We start from the raw sequence: 16,994 nt of genomic DNA on the forward strand, positions 1-16,994 counted from the left end.
GGTAAGGCACGAGGCTGACGCGACGAGATGAGAGTGGCGTGACGGACAGGACGATGCCGGAGACCCGTCCACTGCGGCCGGGCGATCCGACCGTGCTGGGGGCGTACGAACTCTTGGGCCGGCTGGGCGAGGGCGGCCAGGGCGCGGTCTTCCTGGGCCGCCCCGCGGACGCGGGCGAGCCCGACGACCCGGTCGACCGGGTCGCGATCAAGCTGCTGCACTCCGGGCTGACCGGCGACGACTCGGCGCGGGCCCGGTTCGTGCGGGAACTGGACGTGGCCAAGCGGGTCGCCCGGTTCTGCACGGCGCAGGTGCTGGACGCCGATCTGGCCGGAGACCAGCCCTACATCGTCAGCGAGTTCGTGCCCGGCCTGTCGCTGCAGCGGCTGGTGCAGGCCGAGGGCCCGCGCTCGGGCGGGGCGCTGGAGCGGCTCGCGATCAGCACGCTGACCGCGCTGTTCGCCATCCACCAGGCCGGCATCGTGCACCGCGACTTCAAGCCGCACAACGTGATGATGGGCCCGGACGGCCCGCGCGTGATCGACTTCGGGGTGGCCCGGGCGCTGGGCGCGGCCGGGGAGACGCAGAACGTCGGCACGCCCTCGTACATGGCGCCCGAGCACTTCAGCGGCGGCGCCGTCGGGCCCGCCGCCGACATGTTCGCCTGGGGCACCACGATGGTGTTCGCGGCGAGCGGGCGGCCCGCGTTCGGCAACGACGACATGGCCGCGGTGATGCACCGCATCCTGACCGAAGAGCCGGACCTGGGCGATCTGCCGAGTCCGCTGCGCGAGGTCGTCGCCGCGTGCCTGACCAAGGAGCCCGAACGCCGTCCGACCGCCCGGGAGGCGCAGGAACGGCTCGTGGACGCCGCCTCGGGGCTCGAGCCCGGGGTCGACGACACCCAGCACGCCCCCGACGTGCCCGCTTGGCTCGAGCCCGCCCTGTCCGCCGGTGCCCCGAAGCCGGAGGGCGAACAGGCGGTCCAGGGCACCACCGCACCGGAGCCGCCTCCGCACGGCGGAGCGCCGATGCCCGTACACGCTCCGAGCGTCCAGCAGCATCCACCATCGCCGTATCCGCAGATTACGCAGCCCCACGTACCGGCCTCGAAGAAGGACGGGCGGAAGCGGCTCGTGGTCCCGATCGCCGCGGCCGCCGCCGTCGCCGCGCTGCTGGCCGGGGGCTCGGTGTGGGCGGCGACCCGCGGCGGCGACAAAGACCCCGGGCAGACGACCGCGTCCGAGCAGGGCGGGCGGGAGAACGGCCCCGTCCCCATCGAAGGCCTCCCCGGCGCCCCCGATCGCCAGGGGAAGGACAAGACGAAGCCGCAGAACTCGCAGGATCCCAGCGCGAAGCCCGGCCAGAAGTCACAGAAGCCGGGCGGGCAGCCGTCCAAGCCGCCGGCCTTGCCGGGCGGCGGCGGAGGGGGCGGCAGCTCCAGGCCGGAGCCCCCCAACAGGTACTCGTCCCAGCAGGTCTGCAATTCGGGCGGGCATGGCGGCGGCTACTACGTGCAGCGGTCCATGGCGGTCGCGGGCGGCACCGCCTACCAGCTCTACAACAGCAGCGGCTACAACTGCGCCGTGATGATCAAGAGCACGAACGTGGGCCGGGAGTCCGCGGTGTCGGTGTGGATCCAGCGCACGGGCGGCAGCAAGGTCCCCGACAGCGGGTCGTACGCGTGGTACGCGGGCCCGGTGTACGTCAAGGCCCCCGGGGAGTGCGTCAGGTTCGGCTCGGGATCGTCCACCTCGTCGTACGCCAACTGCGGCTGATCAGGACCTGTCTCAGTAGCCCCAGGTACCGCGCGAGCGCGCTACCTGGCCGGTGAAGCAATGCCGGAGGCGAGCTTCACCGGGCAGATCGCGGAGCGATGTCGCGCTCGCCCAGGCTCGGTCAGGGTGCGAGCCGCCAGGCGAGCGCCCTGGGCCGGGACTGCAATGAATACAGCGTCAGTTGGACGAACGGGCGGTGATCAGGTGATCGAAGTCCCCGTCCTTGGCTCCGAGGATCAGCGCCTCGATCTCGGGTCGGGTGTAGATGAGGGCCGGGCCCTCCGGGTGCCGGGAGTTGCGCATCGCGATGCGTCCGCCGGGCAGTTCCGCGATCTCCACGCAGTTGCCCTGGGAGTTGCTGCGGCGCGACTTCAGCCAGCGTGCCCCGGGGATCCCGGTCGCCGGCATTCCGTTGTCGTAGGCGTGGTCGCGAGCGGTGTCGCAGGTGTTCTTGCGTCCAGGAATGTTCTGGCCCATGTCGGTCTGGAGCATCATGTCTCTCTGAGGTAATCACCGAGGAGCTCGACGGTGCGCTCGGGTGTCGCACTGTCGACGCACAGGCGTTCCATCGCCTGCAGGTAGGTGTCGACGTCGTCGCGCTTGTCCAGGTACATCGCACCGGTGAGGTTCTCGACGTACACCACGTCGGGCAGGTCCTGATCAGGGAAGCGCAGGATCGAGAAGGCGCCGCCTTCGGCGGCGTGGCCGCCGAACCGGAACGGCATCACCTGGATGGTGACGTTGGGCAGCTTGGACATCTCCATGAGATGCTCGAACTGGCCCCGCATCACTTCCGGGCCGCCGATCGGCCGGCGCAGCGCGCCCTCGTCCAGCACCGCCCACAGCCTCGGGGCCTCCGGGCCCGTCAGTCGTTCCTGCCGCTGCATCCGCAGTTCGACCCGCTGGTCGATCTCGCTCTCGGCCGCACCGGCGTTGCCCAGCCGGATCACCGCTCGCGCGTAGCCCTCCGACTGCAGCAGACCCGGTACGAACTGCAGCTCGTAGGTCCGGATCAGCGCGGCCGACTCCTCCAGACCGACATAGGTCTGGAACCAGCCGGGGAGGACGTCGTTGTAACGGTGCCACCAGCCTGGGGTGTTGGCCTCCCGTGCCAGCTGCAGCAGCGCCTCGCGCTCGCTCGCGTCGGCGACGCCGTACAGCGTGAGCAGGTCGTCCACGTCACGCTCTTTGAAGCTGACCCGCCCGAGCTCCAGGCGGCTGATCTTCGACTCCGACGCGCGGATGACATAGCCGGCCTCCTGGCGGCTCACGCCCTTCGCCTCGCGCAGGCGACGGAGCTGCGAGCCGAGCAGGATCCGACGAACCGTCGATCCGGTTCCCGGCGTCTCTGGAGTCACGCCCAACCTCCCGGCTCCATGGCGGACAGCTAACTTCTCCGGCAAAGCCGGAGAGTGTACTCAGTGTGTCATCGGGCTGCCTGTCCTGCGGTTCCTCCGATCCCCCGCACGCGCACCGTACCGATCCTGCCTTGCCAGTTCGGATGCACGTGCATTGGGCCTTGCATTCGCACGCTACGATGCGCAGGATAACGCACGAGACTTCCGAGCCACGGCTGCACAACGAGATCACTCTGCGGGGTCCGGGGAATGACGTCACGCCACGCGCACAACGAGACGCGATGGGAGGTGGGTCCCATCGCGGGTGCGCCGGGGCCAGAGAACTTGGTCGTGCAGGCCACACCGGTTCCCGAGTCCTGTGACCTGCCGCCCCGCCTGGCCCGGGGACTGCGCGTGCTGGTGGAACCGGCCGCGCCGGCGGTCTCCTTCACCGTCCTCCCCGAGCCGGAATCGGTCACCGAGGCCCGGCATTTCGCTGTGTCCCGTTTGGACGGCTGGGGCTGCGGCGCGCTCACCGACGACGTCGCCCTCGTGATCTCCGAACTCGTCACCAACGCGCTCCGGCACAGCGGCGGCCCGTCCGTCCACGGCCCGCACGTCCCGCAGATCCCGCGCCAGGGCGGCCGCGACACCGCCGGCACGATCCGCTCGGCCGTGCACGGCGCGGGCGACCCGCTGGGCTCCGCCCCCGCCGCCATCCGGCTGCGGATGCTCTACGAGGCCCCCTGGCTGCTCTGCGGGATCATGGACGCCAGCCCCGCCGCCCCCCGGCGCAAGGAGCCCGACTACATCGCCGAGACGGGCCGCGGGCTGCACCTGGTCGATTCGTTCAGCATCCGCTGGGGTTGGTGCGGCCTGCCCCAGGGCAAGGTGGTCTGGGCGCTGTTCCGCACGTCCTAGCCGGTCAGACCGATCCGGCCGGTGCCAGCCGGCACGTACCCGCCGACCTGCGTGACCTCACCCCAGCGAACGGAATGAAGCCGACGTCCGACGGGTATAGGGCCATATCACCCACACCGAGCGGAGAGTGAGTACCGGTGGAATTCGCCGTCGTACACAGGGCCGAGAAGGACCTCACCGTAGTCAAGATCAGCGGCGAGATCGACGTCTTCACCAGCCCCCGGCTGCGCGAGAACCTGCTCGACATCATCGACAACGGGGCCCTGCACCTGGTCGTCGACCTCAGCGATGTCACCTTCCTCGACTCGACCGGCCTCGGCGTCCTGGTCGGCATCTACCACCGGCTGCGCGCCCGCGACGGCTCCATGTCGTTCATGGGGGTCAACGACCGGGTGCGCCGGGTCTTCCACGTCACCCAGCTCACCAAGATCTTCGTCCTGCACCGGTCGCTGGAGGAGGCGGTCGCCGCCCACGAGGCCGCCACCGCGAACGGCACGGGCGGCGGCAAGTCCCAGACCGCCCGCTGACCCGCCCCTCCCCTCCCGGGCGCTCCCCGCCTTTCCTCTCCTTGCCGCTCCCCGCCGCCGCACGCTCCCCGGACGCGGCACCGTTCCCGCCTGAACCTCCGGCTCCCCCAGAACCTTCGGAACCGCGGCCGGAATCGCCCGGTCGGTGGTGTACCGGACGAGCGGCGTCCCCGGGCGGCGCGAACCGGTACCGTGAGGGAAGAGATCAAGCCCGCCGCCTGGGTGTCGTCCCGCGACGCGCGGTGCTGTCCGCCAACCGATCCACCGAACGGACGGGAGCGCTCCGTGGCAGAACAGCCGCTGCATGAGCACACGCTCGGCAATGGCCTGCGCGTGGTGGTCTGCGAGGACCATGTCGTACCACTGGCCGCCGTGAACATCTGGTACGGCGTGGGCTCGCGCCACGAGCGCGCCGGCCGCACCGGGCTGGCGCACCTCTTCGAGCACCTGATGTTCCAGGGCTCGGCCAACGTCGCCGAGGGCGAGCACGCCGCGCTGCTGGAGAGCGCCGGCGCCACGTTCAACGCCAGCACCTCCTTCGAACGCACCAATTACTACGAGACGGTGCCCGTCAGCCATCTGGAGCTGGCGCTGTGGCTGGAGGCCGACCGGATGGGCACCCTGCCCGCCGCGCTCACCCAGGCCAACCTCGACAACCAGCGCGACGTCGTGAAGAACGAGCGCCGCCAGCGCTACGACAACCAGCCGTACGGCACCGCGTTCGAGAAGCTGTGCGCGCTGACCTTCCCCGAGGGCCACCCGTACGCGCACACCCCGATCGGCTCGATGGAGGACCTCGACGCCACCACCCTGGAGGACTGCGCCGACTTCTTCGGCACCTGGTACGCGCCGGGCAACGCGGTCCTGTCGATCGTCGGCGACGTCGACCCCGAGCAGACCCTCGCCGCGGTGGAGCGCTACTTCGGCGGCCTGCCCAGCGGCCCGCAGTCGCCGCCGGCCCGTCCCGGCGAGCTGGGCCCGCTCGCCGCGGTCAACGCCGAGCCGGTGGACGAGGAAGTGCCCTCGCCCGCCTACTTCGCGATGTTCCCGCTGCCCACCGACGGCGGCACCGACATCGAGGCGGCCGAACTGGCGGTGGAGATCCTCGGCGGCGGCTCCGGCTCCCGGCTCTACGACCGGATGGTGCGCCGCGACGAGATCGCCACCGAGGTGTGGGCCGGCGTGACCCGGCTGGCCGGCGGCCCGTCGCTGGCGATCGTCGACGCGATCGGCCCGGACCCGGACAAGATCGCCGAAGTGCTGGACGAGGAGCTGGCCCGGTTCGCCGCCGCCGGCCCGGACGCCGACGAGACCGCCCGCGCCACCGCGCAGGCCGAGCGCGGCTTCCTGGAGCAGACCGAGACGGTCACCGGCCTGGCCAACGCGCTGTCGCAGAACGCCACCCAGTTCGGCGACCCGGGCCGGGTGTTCACCGCCCCGGGCCGCGCCGCGGCGGTCACCGCGGACCAGATCAAGGAAATGGCGGGCCGGTGGATGCGGCCCGGCTCCCGCTCCGTCCTGACCTATGGAGGTACGGTCTCGTGACCACCGACCCCGCGCGTTCCCAGCCCGGGGCCCTGGCCCTGGCGCCCCGTCCGGTCCCCGGTCCCGTCCCCGCCTGGGCGTTCCCGGCCGGGGCGGGCGGCACCGTGCCCGGCGGCCCCGCCACGCTGCGCTGCGACCTGCCCGGCCGGCGGCTGGCGGCCGTCCGCCTCGTCCTCGACGCCGGCGCCGGACGCGAGCCGGACGGCGGCGACGGCGTCGCCACGCTGGTCGCGCGGGCGCTGCTGGAGGGCACCGAGCCCGGCGGCGGCACCGCGCTGACCGCCGCGTTCGAGCGGCTGGGCGCCAGCCTGTACGCCGCGGCCGACCTGACCGCGCTGCGGATCGCGCTGGACGTCCCGGTGACCCGGCTCGGCCCCGCCCTGGAGCTGTTCTCCTCGGTCGTCCGGGAGCCGGCGCTGGCCGACTCCGACGTGCGCCGGCTGGTCCGCGAGCGGCTGGAGGAGATCGCGCAGGAGGACGCCGACCCCGGCTCCCGCGCCATGCGCGAGCTGCGTGCCGTGATGTTCCCGGAGCAGGCCCGCGCGTCCCGGCCGACCGGCGGCACGCCCGGGTCGGTCGACGCGATCCAGGGCGCGGACGTGCGCGCCTTCTACGGCTCGGTCGTCCCGGCCGAGGCGACCGCGGTGGTCGCGGGCGACCTGTCCGGCACGGACGCCGACGCGGCCCTGCGCTCCGCCCTGGAGGGCTGGAGCACGTCCGGGGCGGCGCTGCGCACCCCCGACGAGGTCGCGCCGACGACGGGCCCGCGGATCGTCGTGGTCGACCGTCCCGGGTCCGTCCAGACGTACCTGAGCATCGGGCACGGCGTGCCGAACCGCGCGCACCCCGACTGGCCGCTGCTGACCGTCGTGTCGCACGTGCTGGGCGGCGGGCTCACCTCGCGGCTGAACGCCGTGCTGCGGGAGGAGAAGGGCTACACCTACGGCGTGCGCGCCGGGCTGCTGCGGCTGCGGCACTGCGGGCTGTTCATCACCCAGGGCGCCGTCCACACCGAGGTCACCGCCGACGCCGTCGCCGACGCGCTCACCGAGCTGCGCGGCGTCATCTCGCGCGGCATCGACGCCGACGAGTGCGGCGCGTCCGTGCGGGCCCTGGCCGACCGGGCGCCCGCCGAGTACGAGACGGCCCGCTCGGTGGCCGCCGAACTGGCCGACGCGGCCGCCAACAACCTGGGCGCGGACTACCCGCGGCGCTACCTGGACGCGGTGCGCACCGCGACGCCCGAGGAGGTCTCGCGCGCCTACGCCGAGCACATCGATCCGGAGGCGCTGACCGTCATCGCGGTGGGGGACGCCGACCAGATCCGCGAACCGCTGGAGAAGCTGGGCTACGCCACCGTCACCGTCTCCGCCCAGGAAGCCGAGCCCGACGCCTAGTCCTCCGCGATGACATGAGCGTGAACCGATGGCATGGTGGAATTCGTCTGACCGATGCGGGGACGTCCCCCGCGGTGTCGCGCGAGAGGGGAACGGCCTGTGGCCTATGGGCAGATGGCGGGCGGGCACGGGGGACCGGGTCCCTCGGTCGATACGATCCTGTCGGAGCCGAACTGCCGTCCCGGCGGGGTCGTGGCCGGCAAGGTCCACCTGGTCGGCGGGCAGCGGCCCTCGGAGATCAGGCATGTGACGATCGCGCTGATGCCGCGCATGCAGAACGGCTACGGCGGTGAGAGCGCGGGCCCGGAGGTCTACCGGGGCGCGCTGACCCGGGCGTTCCGGCTGGAGCCCGGCCAGCAGCGCGACCTGGCGTTCTCCATCCCGCTGCCGTACGAGCTGCCGTTCACGACGGTGCTGGGCCGGGAGCTGCCCGGGTTCACCATCGGGCTGTGCACCGAGGTGGACGTGCAGGGCGAGCCCGATCCGGGCGACGTGGACCCGATCTCGGTGGAGCCGCTGAAGTCGCAGCAGTGGGTGCTGGCGGCGATCGCCCAACTCGGTTTCAAGATCCAGAACGTCGCGTTCGAGCAGTCCAAGCTGCGCGGCGTCCCGCAGCAGCTGCCGTTCTACCAGGAGATCCAGCTGGCGCCGCCGCCGCGGTTCGCCGGCCGGATCGGCGAGGTGGGGCTCAGCTTCATCGCCAGCCCGCGGCACATGGCGTTCGTCCTGGAGGCCGACCGGCGCGCCGGCGGGACTCCGGACGAGCGGTTCGGCCGCTTCCAGGTGGAGCACCAGGCGGCCGCCGAGACGGACTGGAACGCCAAGATCAGCCAGTGGCTGGAGGAGGCCGCGTCCCGGCCGCGCCCGCAGTTGTCCCTCCCGTCGCCGCCCCCTCCCGCGCACGGCGGCGGGTACCACACGCCGTCCACGGGCGCGCCGCTGCCTCCGCCGGGCGGCGGCCCCTCGACCTTCCCGCCACCGCCCGCGCACCACGGCACCCCCGGGCACGGCACTCCGGCTCCCGCAGCGGCCTCCTACGGCGGCCCCGGCCAGTACGGGCAGGGCCAGTACCCGCCCCCGGCCCCCGGACCGGGCCAGGCCCCCTCGAACAGCCCACTGCCTGCCCCGCCTCCAGGCCCGGGCCACCCGCAGCCACCCGCGCCGCATCCAGGCCACGGCCAGAGTCCGCTGCCTCCCCCGCCCGCGCCTCCGGGCCCCGGCGCGCCATACGCCCCGCCGCCGTCTCCGGGACCGCAGTACCCGCCGCCTCCGGGTCCGCCCGTCCATCACCACCATGGCGCCCCCGCCTACCCGGGCGGGCACGGGCACCGCCACGGCCACGGCGCCGGCTGGGTGGCGGCCGGCGCGGTCGGCGGCGTCGCCGCCGCGGGCGTCGCGGGCGGGATGGCCGCCGGCGCCGCGGTCGACGCGTTCGGCAACGTGGTCGGCGGCGCCGCGAACGTCGCGGGCTACGCCGCCGGGGTCCCCGCGGGCGCCTTCGGCGACGCCGTCGCCGGATACGCCGGCAACTTCGCCGCCGACGCGGGCAAGGCCGTGGCCGGCGAGGTCGCCAACGAGGCGGCGAACGCCGTCGCGGGCGAGGCGGCCGGCGCCGTCGGCGAAATCCTCGGCGGGCTGCTCGGCGGCCTCTTCGGCTGATCTCGCGCGCGTTCTCCGCCCTGACCGTCCCCGGCGGTTAGGGTCGGAGGCGCGGCCCCGCCCCCCGAGGAGGCTCATGTCCACCGTGATCCTGGTCCTGCTGTGCCTGGCGATCGCCGGGCGGGAGCTCTACCTGGCCTCCGACAAACGCCTGCCGCGCGCGCAGAAGGACCTGCACGAACTGCGGGCCCAACTCGCCGAACTGAGCCGGCGGCACGACGCGCTGCGCGCCGAGGTCGCCGAGGCCCCGGCGGTCACCATCCCGCAGCCGCCGCCGCAGCCGCCGCCCGGCGCGCTGTACGCCGCCGAACGCCCCGAGCCCGATCCCGAGGTCCTCGACCGGCTCGACGAGCTGACCACCCGGCTCGACCGGCTGGAGACCGGGCTGGGCACGCTCTCGTCCAGGCTGGCGGAGGCCGACCTCGACCGTGCGGCCGGACACGCGCTGGCCCGCTCCCTGGACGCCGCCGAGCAGGTCATCGCGGAACTGCGGGACGAGATGCTGGAACGCCTCGGCCGCGAGGAAGGCGTCGTCCCCGGACTGCTGCTGAGCGAGGAGGGCGAAGCCGAGGCGCTCCTCGCGGGCGCCTACGAACGCTGCGCCGCCGAGTACGGCCTGCGCGTACGAGTCCGCGAGCAGCGCTCCGCCAGCGGCTACCTGGGGACGGCCTTCCACCTGTCAGGCCGCCGCGCGGACGCACTGGCCGAAGAGCTGTTCACCTACGTCCGCGGCCTGTACGACCCCCAGGACCCGTCCGCACTGGCCGCGCTGCTGGTCGAACTGGCCAAGCTGAGCGGCGGCGGCATCACCCGGATCGGCGCCTTCACCGCCGTCCGCACCCCGAACGCCCTGCTCTGCGGCCTCCTACCCGAAGACCTCCCCGAAGGCATCGAACCCTGGGACCTGGCCACCCGCCTGGGCGAACTCCCAGAAGACCTGAGAACCGACCTAACCTGGCTCTGCTGACTCTGAGGGCGCCCTCCCAGACCCCACGCCGGGACGCGCACCTCCTGTGCCCGCTGGCGCTCGCTCCGGAGGCACTCGCCCCTTGGCAGGGGGCTCCGCCCCCTTGCCCCCATAACTGGGCAGTTTTCTCCCGAACGTGACTCCAACCGCCGGGTAGCGGCCTCCGGCCATCGCGGGGCCTTGCGGCGGGAGCATCGAGAAGCTGCCATGATCATCGCCATGTTGGAACGGGCTCGACTGGTGATCGCATTGGTGGTCTCGGCTGCGGGCGCAGCGCTGTGGGCTGCGGAGGTGACCCTGGTGACCCCGGCTGCGCTCGCGAGTGTGAGACGGCTGGATGCCAACTTCGTCGAGGCCAAGGAAATGGCCGGTGGTGATGTCCTCCAGTGGATGCAGGGTATGCGCTGGGTCACGCTGGTAGTGATCGTGTGCGGACTGGCGTTGATGGTGCGAGGCCCTGGCGTATGGAGACAGGTCGGGCCTGCCGCGTGTGGAGTCGCCGTGTTCGCGGCCGACGCGGCGTTTGCTGCGGCCGACGCGACAGGATGGGGTGCCGCGGTCATGGCGTTGGCCGTGATGTCGGCGATCATTGCCATCGGGGGAAAGGTGCTGCGTGCCGGCGAAGCAGGGGAAGGTCCATCTCAGCATCTGGCGGGTTATGGAGTCCTCGCGGCCTGGTGCGCGCCGCTGCCGCTGACCGATGCCAGTTACAGCGGGGTAAGGCCGTTCCTGCCGGTGGGACTAATCGCCAGCATGGGCGTGGTCATGCTCTTGTTGGTCCTGGCCGCCACTTGCATCGCCTTTGCCCGGCCGCGCACGCCACGCGCCACGGTGCCCGCCGCCGTTGGATTCGCCACCCTCCTTGGATTCGCCGCCCTCCTGGGCACGGTGGGGATACTCAACACCGGAAAAGAGCCTCTCTTCGGGCTGGCATATTTGGGTGGCGTGCCTGTCGCGGTCGTTCTCCTCCTCGCCGTCCGGCCGCGCTCGGTACTTCGATCCGGGACTGTCGCCGCTGGGATCACCGTCGCCTACCCGGTCATGCTCTTTGTTTCGTTGTTCGTGTTCGCTCCCGTGACGGCTGCCGCGGATGCGCTCGCCGACGACGGGGGCCACTTGGCCCACAGCCTTTCTCTTACGCCCAGCTCCATGGCCACCGGGATGGCGGCCGGTGTTGTCGTTTGGGCGCTGCTCTCCTGGAGGGGCATGCGGGAGCTTCCCTGGAACGCGATCCGGCTGCGCATCCTGCATCACGCGGCCCAGAGCGAGATCCATAGCGCGTGGATGACGCGGTTGACGTCGCGGGAGCTTGCCGGCCAGGGCTACCCGATCAGTCCCGGCACGCTGTATCCGACGTTGCGCCGCTTGGAGGGCCAGGGGCTGCTGATCTCTGAGTGTCGGGTGGTGAAGGGGCGGGTGCGGCGGGTCTACACCGCGACAAAGGCGGGACACGCCGTGCTGGCCGCGGAGCGGGCCAAGCCGGAGGACGGCGGCGGGGGTGACTGAGACGCAGAGAACCGTTACGCCGCGTAGGCATCCTGGTCCGTGACGCCTACAGAATGGTTTTCCCCGCTTACGGCCTTATGAAGCGGGGGGTTTCTTGGTCTACGTGGAAGGCGAGTAGGCAGCGGGGGGTGCGGGCTACGTCTATTTGCAGGCATAGGCCCACGGCCAGGTTCGGGTCTATGAAGACCACGCGGCGCAGGGCTTTGAGGGCACGGCGGGTTTGGGTGCGTGTTTCGGGGGCGATGGGGTCGTGGAGGGTGGCGGTGACCACTCGTCCGGCGTGGCGCCACAGTGCGGGGGCGTCCAGGACTCTGGGGCCGGCCGAGGCCAGGTCGGCGACTATGACGACGCCGGACTCCTCCTCCTCGCCGGGCGGGGGCGTCTGGGCGCCCTCCTCGCGGGGGGCTTGCGGGCCGCCGACCGGGCGGTGGTAGCGGAGCGGGTCCAGGGTGTCGATGACGAAGGCGCCCGCGTACGGCCACGAGGCTCTGGGACGTACGGCGCTCATCTCCGTGCGCGGGCGTGCGGGCAGTTGGGCGCTGAGGTTGAGCGCCATGCCGTTGCCGTCCAGCCAGACGGGGACGCCCAGGCCCGGCGAGCCGCTGTCGAGGGTCTCGATGATGCGCCACAGTTCGTCGGTGCGGCGGGACAGGGTGGCGGCCATGCCCAGGCCGGGGAAGGCGCCTTCCAGGACGGCGAGGGTGGCCCGCCAGGTGGCGCTGGCGACGAATTCGGCGACGAACGCGTCGACGAGGGTCCGGCGCCGTTCGGGGTCGTCCATGGGGTCGGGGACGGGTTCGGGGGGCTTCCAGGGCACCATCGGGATGTCGGGCACGGTGTCGGCTGGCGATGGAGGCGCGGGTTCGGCGGGCTGTGGAGGCGCGGGTTCCTCGGGGCGGGATGTTCCCTGGACGGGGACCCAGTCGGCTGAGCCCGGCGCGACGGGCTCCGGCAGCGGTGGCGAGGCGGGGTCGTTGTTGTAGCGCGTTCCGGCGACGTGCTTGTCGCCGGGATAGGGCGGGTCGGGGCCGTCGGTGTCGCCGGGGGGACTGGGGCTGTCACGCGGGCCGAGTGTCACGGTCCCGATCCTGGGGCCTGACGCCGGCCCTCGGCAAGCCTGGAGGCGCCGAAGAGGGCGGCGCAGAGGGCATCCGGGCGGTCGGGGCCGTCCACGGTGAGCAGTGGCTCGCCGTCTTCGTCGGTGTCGAGGCGGAGTCGTACCTGGACCTCGCGGTGGGTCTCCGCTTCGGCGCCCTGCGCGGCGGCGACGTCCTGCAGACCGACCGAGACGAGCTCCGGCAGGTCGATCAGGACGGGGTGCTCGCCGGGGTGCAGCCGGTCCAGCCACAGGCCGAGCAGGCGGGACGCCAGGCCGTTGAGGAGGCGGCCCCAGGGCTCCACCAGGTGTGCCGGGACGTTCTCGGTCTGCAGTTCCGGCAGCCCGAATCTGGCCAGGCCCTTGGTCGTGAAGTAGAAGCCGTGCGGGCCGGGGGTGTGCGGCAGCAGGATCCAGTCGACGAGGCGGACGGCGCCGTCCGGGCCGGGGAGCGAGCGCAGGATGCGGTCCTGGCCGAGCACCTGCGGGGTGAAGACGTCGATCACCGGGACGTCGTCGGCCCCGGCGGCGCCGGCGATGGCGCGGGTGGCCCATTCGTGCGCGGGCGGCCAGCCGGGCCGGTAGGTGGCGTGCACGGCCAGGAGGTGGGAGGCGGCGGCGATGCCGGCGAGCTCGCGGCGGGTGGCGCCGAAGGCGGCCAGGAGTTCGGCGGGCAGCGGCGGGAAGTCGGCGGCGGGCCGCAGGTCGAGGGTGAGCAGCGGGCTGTCGAGCATCCGCAGCGCGAGGTCGCGCAGGGGCGCGGGGTGGCGGTCGAGCCGCCGGCGCGCCAGCTCGCGCGGGTCCGGGGGCGGTGTCGTGTAGGCGACCGCGTACGTGGCGTGCAGCGTCTCCGGAACAGGCAGCGTCAGACTTTCACCCAATTCGTCCCCCCGGCGTTCGACCCTATCGATCACACCAAGGGGGACGTTGGAAAATATCTGTCGCCAAGGCGACAATCCACTGCCAGCCGGGACGGGCGGACGTTCCGGAGGGGGCCGTGGAGCACATACGTCGCAAACTGACCGAAAGCGGCAAACAGCGCTTTCGACACATTGACACCCTCCGCCCCCGGGCAGACGATCACGCCGCCCCCGTTGTGATCCACGCCCAGGAGGCGCGATGACGCGCAGGCATTTCCGATCCATCCCGATACTCGCCGCGGCGGCGCTCCTGCTCGGAACGCTGACCGCGGCACCCGCCCAGGCCGAGCCCCGCCCCGCGGCGGCGCCCGCCGGGGTGGAGGTCTATACCGGCGATCTGACCGCCGAGCAGCTGAAACAGCTGAACGCGGTCGGTCTCGACCAGCAGGAGATCACGTTCGGCAAGGCGGCGCGGGCCGGGCAGACCCGCGTCGAGGTCGTCATGAACGGCGTCCAGGCCCGTGAGCTCGCCCGGCGCGGGATCAGGCTGGCGGTCAAGAAGGTCAAGGGCAAGAACACCGAGCAGCGGGCCAAGGCGGCGCAGAACGTGTTCCGCCCCTACAGCGGGCCCGGCAACCTCCGCGAGGAGATCCTGAAGGTCGCCGCCGACAATCCGGGCATCGCGGCCGCGGTCGACATCGGCACCTCGAGCCGGGGGCAGCCGATCACCGCGATCCGGGTGAGCAAGGGCGTGGCGGATCTCAAGGACGGGCAGCGCCCGGCCGTGGTCTACCAGGCCGCCCAGCACGCCCGCGAGTGGATCACGCCGGAGATGGTGCGCCGGCTGCTGCACCACTACGTGAACGGCTACGGCAAGGACGCCGACATCACCAAGATCGTCGACACCACGGACGTGTGGTTCGTCCCGGTGGTGAACGTGGACGGCTACGACCTCACGTTCCAGGACGGCTTCCGGCTCTGGCGCAAGAACGCCCGCGACAACGACGGCGACGGCCAGATCACCGGCCAGGACGGCGTCGACCTGAACCGGAACTTCCCCTACAAGTGGGGCTACGACAACGAGGGCTCCTCGCCGCAGAACAGCAGCGACACCTACCGCGGCCCCGCGCCCGGGTCGGAGCCGGAGACCAAGGCGCAGACCGGCCTCTACAAGCGGCTGCGGCCCAAGTATCTGATCAACTACCACTCGGCGGCGGAGCTGCTGCTGCACGGGGTCGGCTGGCAGACGCTGACCCGCAGCCCCGACGACGTGATCCACGACGCGCTGGTGGGCGACTTCGACGACCCGGCCGTCCCGGGGTACACGCCGCAGCTGGCGGCGCAGCTCTACGTGACCAACGGCGACACCGACGGCGAGGCCGACAACCGCTACGGCGCGCTGTCGATCACGCCGGAGATGGGGACCTGCGCGAGCGCGGCCCGGTCCGACCCGAACGACGACTGGGAGCCGGGCGACTGCGGCAGCATCTTCGAGTTCCCGGACGACGAGAAGCTGATCCAGGCCGAGTTCCAGAAGAACGTGAAGTTCGCGATGTCGGTCGGCAAGTCGGCGCACACGCCCGACCAGCCGGTGTCGCCGGTGAACCGCACCGTGCCCGACTTCACGGCCGACAAGTTCGGCACCTCGTTCGGCTCCACCCAGGAGGTCGCCGCGGTGATCCGGCGGTCGCTGGGCAACAAGGACCTGCGCTACCGGATCAACGGCGGCCCGGTGCGGAGCGACGGGGCCCGCGAGTGGCGGGGCGGCGAGCGCTTCGGCGACGAGAACGACCACTACTTCGCCGAGTACCGCGGCAAGGTCACCGGGCAGAAGCCCGGCGACAAGGTCGAGGTCTGGTTCGAGGGGACCAAGGACGGCAAAAGGGTCGCCGGGGAGAAGTTCACCTACACCGTGCGGGACAAGGCCGGCGCGGACGTGGTGGTGATCGCCGACGAGGACTACAAGGGCGTCAACCCGGCCTATCCCGCCGGGACGAACGCGCCCAAGTACGCCGGGCAGTACGCCGAACTGATCAAGTCGGCCAAGCGCAAGCCGCTGGTCTGGGACATCGACAAGGACGGCGTCCCGCACGACCTGGGCGTCCTGAAGCACTTCAAGGGCGCGGTCTGGTACCTGGGCGACAACCGGCTCACCCAGGACGCGGCCGACGACCCCGTCCAGACGTATCTGGGCAACGTGGCCGACTCCCAGGTGGCCGACCGGGCCAAGGACCTGGTGCTGTCGGTGCGGTCCTACCTCAACGAGGGCGGCAAGCTGCTCTACACCGGTGAGACGACCGGTTACAACGGGCCGCTGAACCGCCTGAACGGCGGCGGGATCTACTACGGCCTCAAGGGGCATCCGGAGCGGCCCTGCGTGGTCACCGGCAACTTCCGCGACGACTGCGAGCTGCTGTCGGACGACTTCATGCAGTACTACCTCGGCGCGTACGACCGCGCCCTGGTGGGGAAGCCGACGCAGTTCACCGGCACGGGACGGCCGTTCAACGGCACCGACGCCGGTCTGAGCGGGACCCCGTCCAACCAGGTGAACGAGGCGGGCGGCCTGCAGGTGACCTCGACGGCCCTGCCCGCCGACCAGTTCCCGCAGTTCCGCAGCTGGAAGGCGGGCGACTACGTGGGGGCGGCGGCGCCGTTCGAGCCGGTGGAGGGCCAGTGGTACATCGCGGGCCCGCACGCCGACGCGCAGTACCGGCGGCTGACCCGCACGATCGACCTGACGTCGGTCACCGCGGCGGAGGCACCGACACTGCAGGCGCAGCTGTCGTACAGCACCGAGACCGGCTTCGACCACGTGCTCCTGGAGGCGCGGACGGCCGGCGGCGATGACTGGACGACGCTGCCGGACAAGAGCGGCCGGACCAGCACCAACGTGCCGATCGAGTGCGAAGGGGACTACCTCCTCGAGATGCACCCGTTCCTGCGGCGCTACCTGACCGGCGGCAACCCGTGCCAGAACACCGGGTCCAGCGGGAAGTGGAACTCCTTCACGGGCAACTCCAACGGCTGGGTGCCCGCGGCGTTCGACCTGTCGGCGTACGCCGGGAAGAAGGTGGAGGTGTCGATCGCGTACGTGAGCGACCCGTTCACCGGCGGCTCGGGGCTGTTCGTGGACGACACCAAGGTCACCACGTCCGGCGGGCAGCTGGACGCGGAGGGCTTCGAGTCCGGCCTCGGCCCGTGGACGATCGCCGGGGCGCCGGCGGGGAGCCCGGGGAACGCCGGTGAGCTCGTCCGTTCGCAGGCCCTGATCGACTCGGTCTCGGCGGTGGCGACCAAGGACACGCTGATGCTCGGGTTCGGCGTCGAGCAGGTGAAGACGAAGGCCGAGCAGGAGGCCCTGATGCGCAGGGCCCTGGACCACCTGCTCGGGTAGTACG

At 72.1% G+C, this 16,994-nt stretch carries 13 protein-coding genes; 9 read left to right on the forward strand and 4 right to left on the reverse strand.

All coding sequences use genetic code 11. The annotated features are described in order from the left end of the window. Window positions 1-38: 38 nt before the first annotated feature. On the forward strand, window positions 39-1,778 hold the full coding sequence (locus ABD340_RS28745; RefSeq protein WP_344593094.1) for a serine/threonine protein kinase: 1,740 nt from the start codon (window positions 39-41) through the stop codon (window positions 1,776-1,778). Between the two features lie 177 nt (window positions 1,779-1,955). On the opposite strand, the gene ABD340_RS28750 is transcribed toward ABD340_RS28745, so the two are convergent. Both ABD340_RS28750 and ABD340_RS28755 read right to left on the reverse strand, forming a co-directional pair. Continuing rightward, window positions 1,956-2,186 (reverse strand): DUF397 domain-containing protein, encoded by a 231-nt coding sequence (locus ABD340_RS28750; RefSeq protein WP_344593259.1) that lies wholly within the window; start codon window positions 2,184-2,186, stop codon window positions 1,956-1,958. Between the two features lie 83 nt (window positions 2,187-2,269). After that, entirely contained in the window at window positions 2,270-3,136 is an 867-nt protein-coding gene (locus ABD340_RS28755) for a helix-turn-helix domain-containing protein (RefSeq protein ID WP_344593096.1), read from the reverse strand. Between the two features lie 330 nt (window positions 3,137-3,466). Here ABD340_RS28755 and ABD340_RS28760 point away from each other — a divergent pair, with 330 nt between their 5' ends. The 7 genes from ABD340_RS28760 to ABD340_RS28790 all read left to right on the forward strand — a co-directional run bounded on the left by ABD340_RS28760 (window position 3,467) and on the right by ABD340_RS28790 (window position 11,637). Then, entirely contained in the window at window positions 3,467-4,036 is a 570-nt protein-coding gene (locus tag ABD340_RS28760) for an ATP-binding protein (RefSeq protein ID WP_344593097.1), read from the forward strand. Window positions 4,037-4,173: 137 nt separating this feature from the next. Continuing rightward, a complete protein-coding gene (locus tag ABD340_RS28765; RefSeq protein WP_344593099.1) occupies window positions 4,174-4,563 on the forward strand; it encodes an STAS domain-containing protein in 390 nt (129 codons plus the stop codon). Window positions 4,564-4,848: 285 nt separating this feature from the next. Then, on the forward strand, window positions 4,849-6,108 hold the full coding sequence (locus ABD340_RS28770) for a M16 family metallopeptidase (RefSeq protein WP_344593100.1): 1,260 nt from the start codon (window positions 4,849-4,851) through the stop codon (window positions 6,106-6,108). After that, entirely contained in the window at window positions 6,105-7,505 is a 1,401-nt protein-coding gene (locus ABD340_RS28775; protein WP_344593101.1) for a M16 family metallopeptidase, read from the forward strand. Before ABD340_RS28770 ends, ABD340_RS28775 begins: the two co-directional genes overlap by 4 nt. Before the next feature lie 99 nt (window positions 7,506-7,604). After that, a complete protein-coding gene (locus ABD340_RS28780; protein ID WP_344593103.1) occupies window positions 7,605-9,164 on the forward strand; it encodes a sporulation protein in 1,560 nt (519 codons plus the stop codon). Window positions 9,165-9,240: 76 nt separating this feature from the next. Next, window positions 9,241-10,131 (forward strand): hypothetical protein, encoded by an 891-nt coding sequence (locus tag ABD340_RS28785; protein WP_344593104.1) that lies wholly within the window; start codon window positions 9,241-9,243, stop codon window positions 10,129-10,131. Window positions 10,132-10,338: 207 nt separating this feature from the next. Further along, window positions 10,339-11,637 (forward strand): PadR family transcriptional regulator, encoded by a 1,299-nt coding sequence (locus ABD340_RS28790; RefSeq protein WP_344593105.1) that lies wholly within the window; start codon window positions 10,339-10,341, stop codon window positions 11,635-11,637. Window positions 11,638-11,704: 67 nt separating this feature from the next. Here the strand turns inward: ABD340_RS28790 and ABD340_RS28795 are convergent, their stop codons facing one another. Together ABD340_RS28795 and ABD340_RS28800 are read right to left on the reverse strand one after the other, a co-directional pair. Further along, window positions 11,705-12,715, reverse strand: coding sequence for a hypothetical protein (locus tag ABD340_RS28795; RefSeq protein ID WP_344593106.1), 1,011 nt, complete (start codon window positions 12,713-12,715; stop codon window positions 11,705-11,707). After that, on the reverse strand, window positions 12,712-13,614 hold the full coding sequence (locus tag ABD340_RS28800; protein ID WP_344593107.1) for a hypothetical protein: 903 nt from the start codon (window positions 13,612-13,614) through the stop codon (window positions 12,712-12,714). Before ABD340_RS28800 ends, ABD340_RS28795 begins: the two co-directional genes overlap by 4 nt. A 238-nt stretch (window positions 13,615-13,852) precedes the next feature. Between ABD340_RS28800 and ABD340_RS28805 the strand changes: the two genes are divergently transcribed. Beyond that, window positions 13,853-16,990, forward strand: coding sequence for a M14 family metallopeptidase (locus ABD340_RS28805; protein WP_344593109.1), 3,138 nt, complete (start codon window positions 13,853-13,855; stop codon window positions 16,988-16,990). Window positions 16,991-16,994 lie beyond the last annotated feature (4 nt).

The sequence above is a fragment of the Actinomadura vinacea genome (assembly GCF_039532545.1).
GTDB classification, from domain to species: domain Bacteria; phylum Actinomycetota; class Actinomycetes; order Streptosporangiales; family Streptosporangiaceae; genus Spirillospora; species Spirillospora vinacea.

Coding starts and splice junctions, on each gene's coding strand:
- ABD340_RS28790 (WP_344593105.1), top strand. CDS start 10,339: ATGATCATCGCCATGTTGGAACGGGCTCGACTGGTGATCGCATTGGTG.
- ABD340_RS28750 (WP_344593259.1), bottom strand. CDS start 2,186: ATGCCGGCGACCGGGATCCCCGGGGCACGCTGGCTGAAGTCGCGCCGC.
- ABD340_RS28785 (WP_344593104.1), top strand. CDS start 9,241: ATGTCCACCGTGATCCTGGTCCTGCTGTGCCTGGCGATCGCCGGGCGG.
- ABD340_RS28805 (WP_344593109.1), top strand. CDS start 13,853: ATGACGCGCAGGCATTTCCGATCCATCCCGATACTCGCCGCGGCGGCG.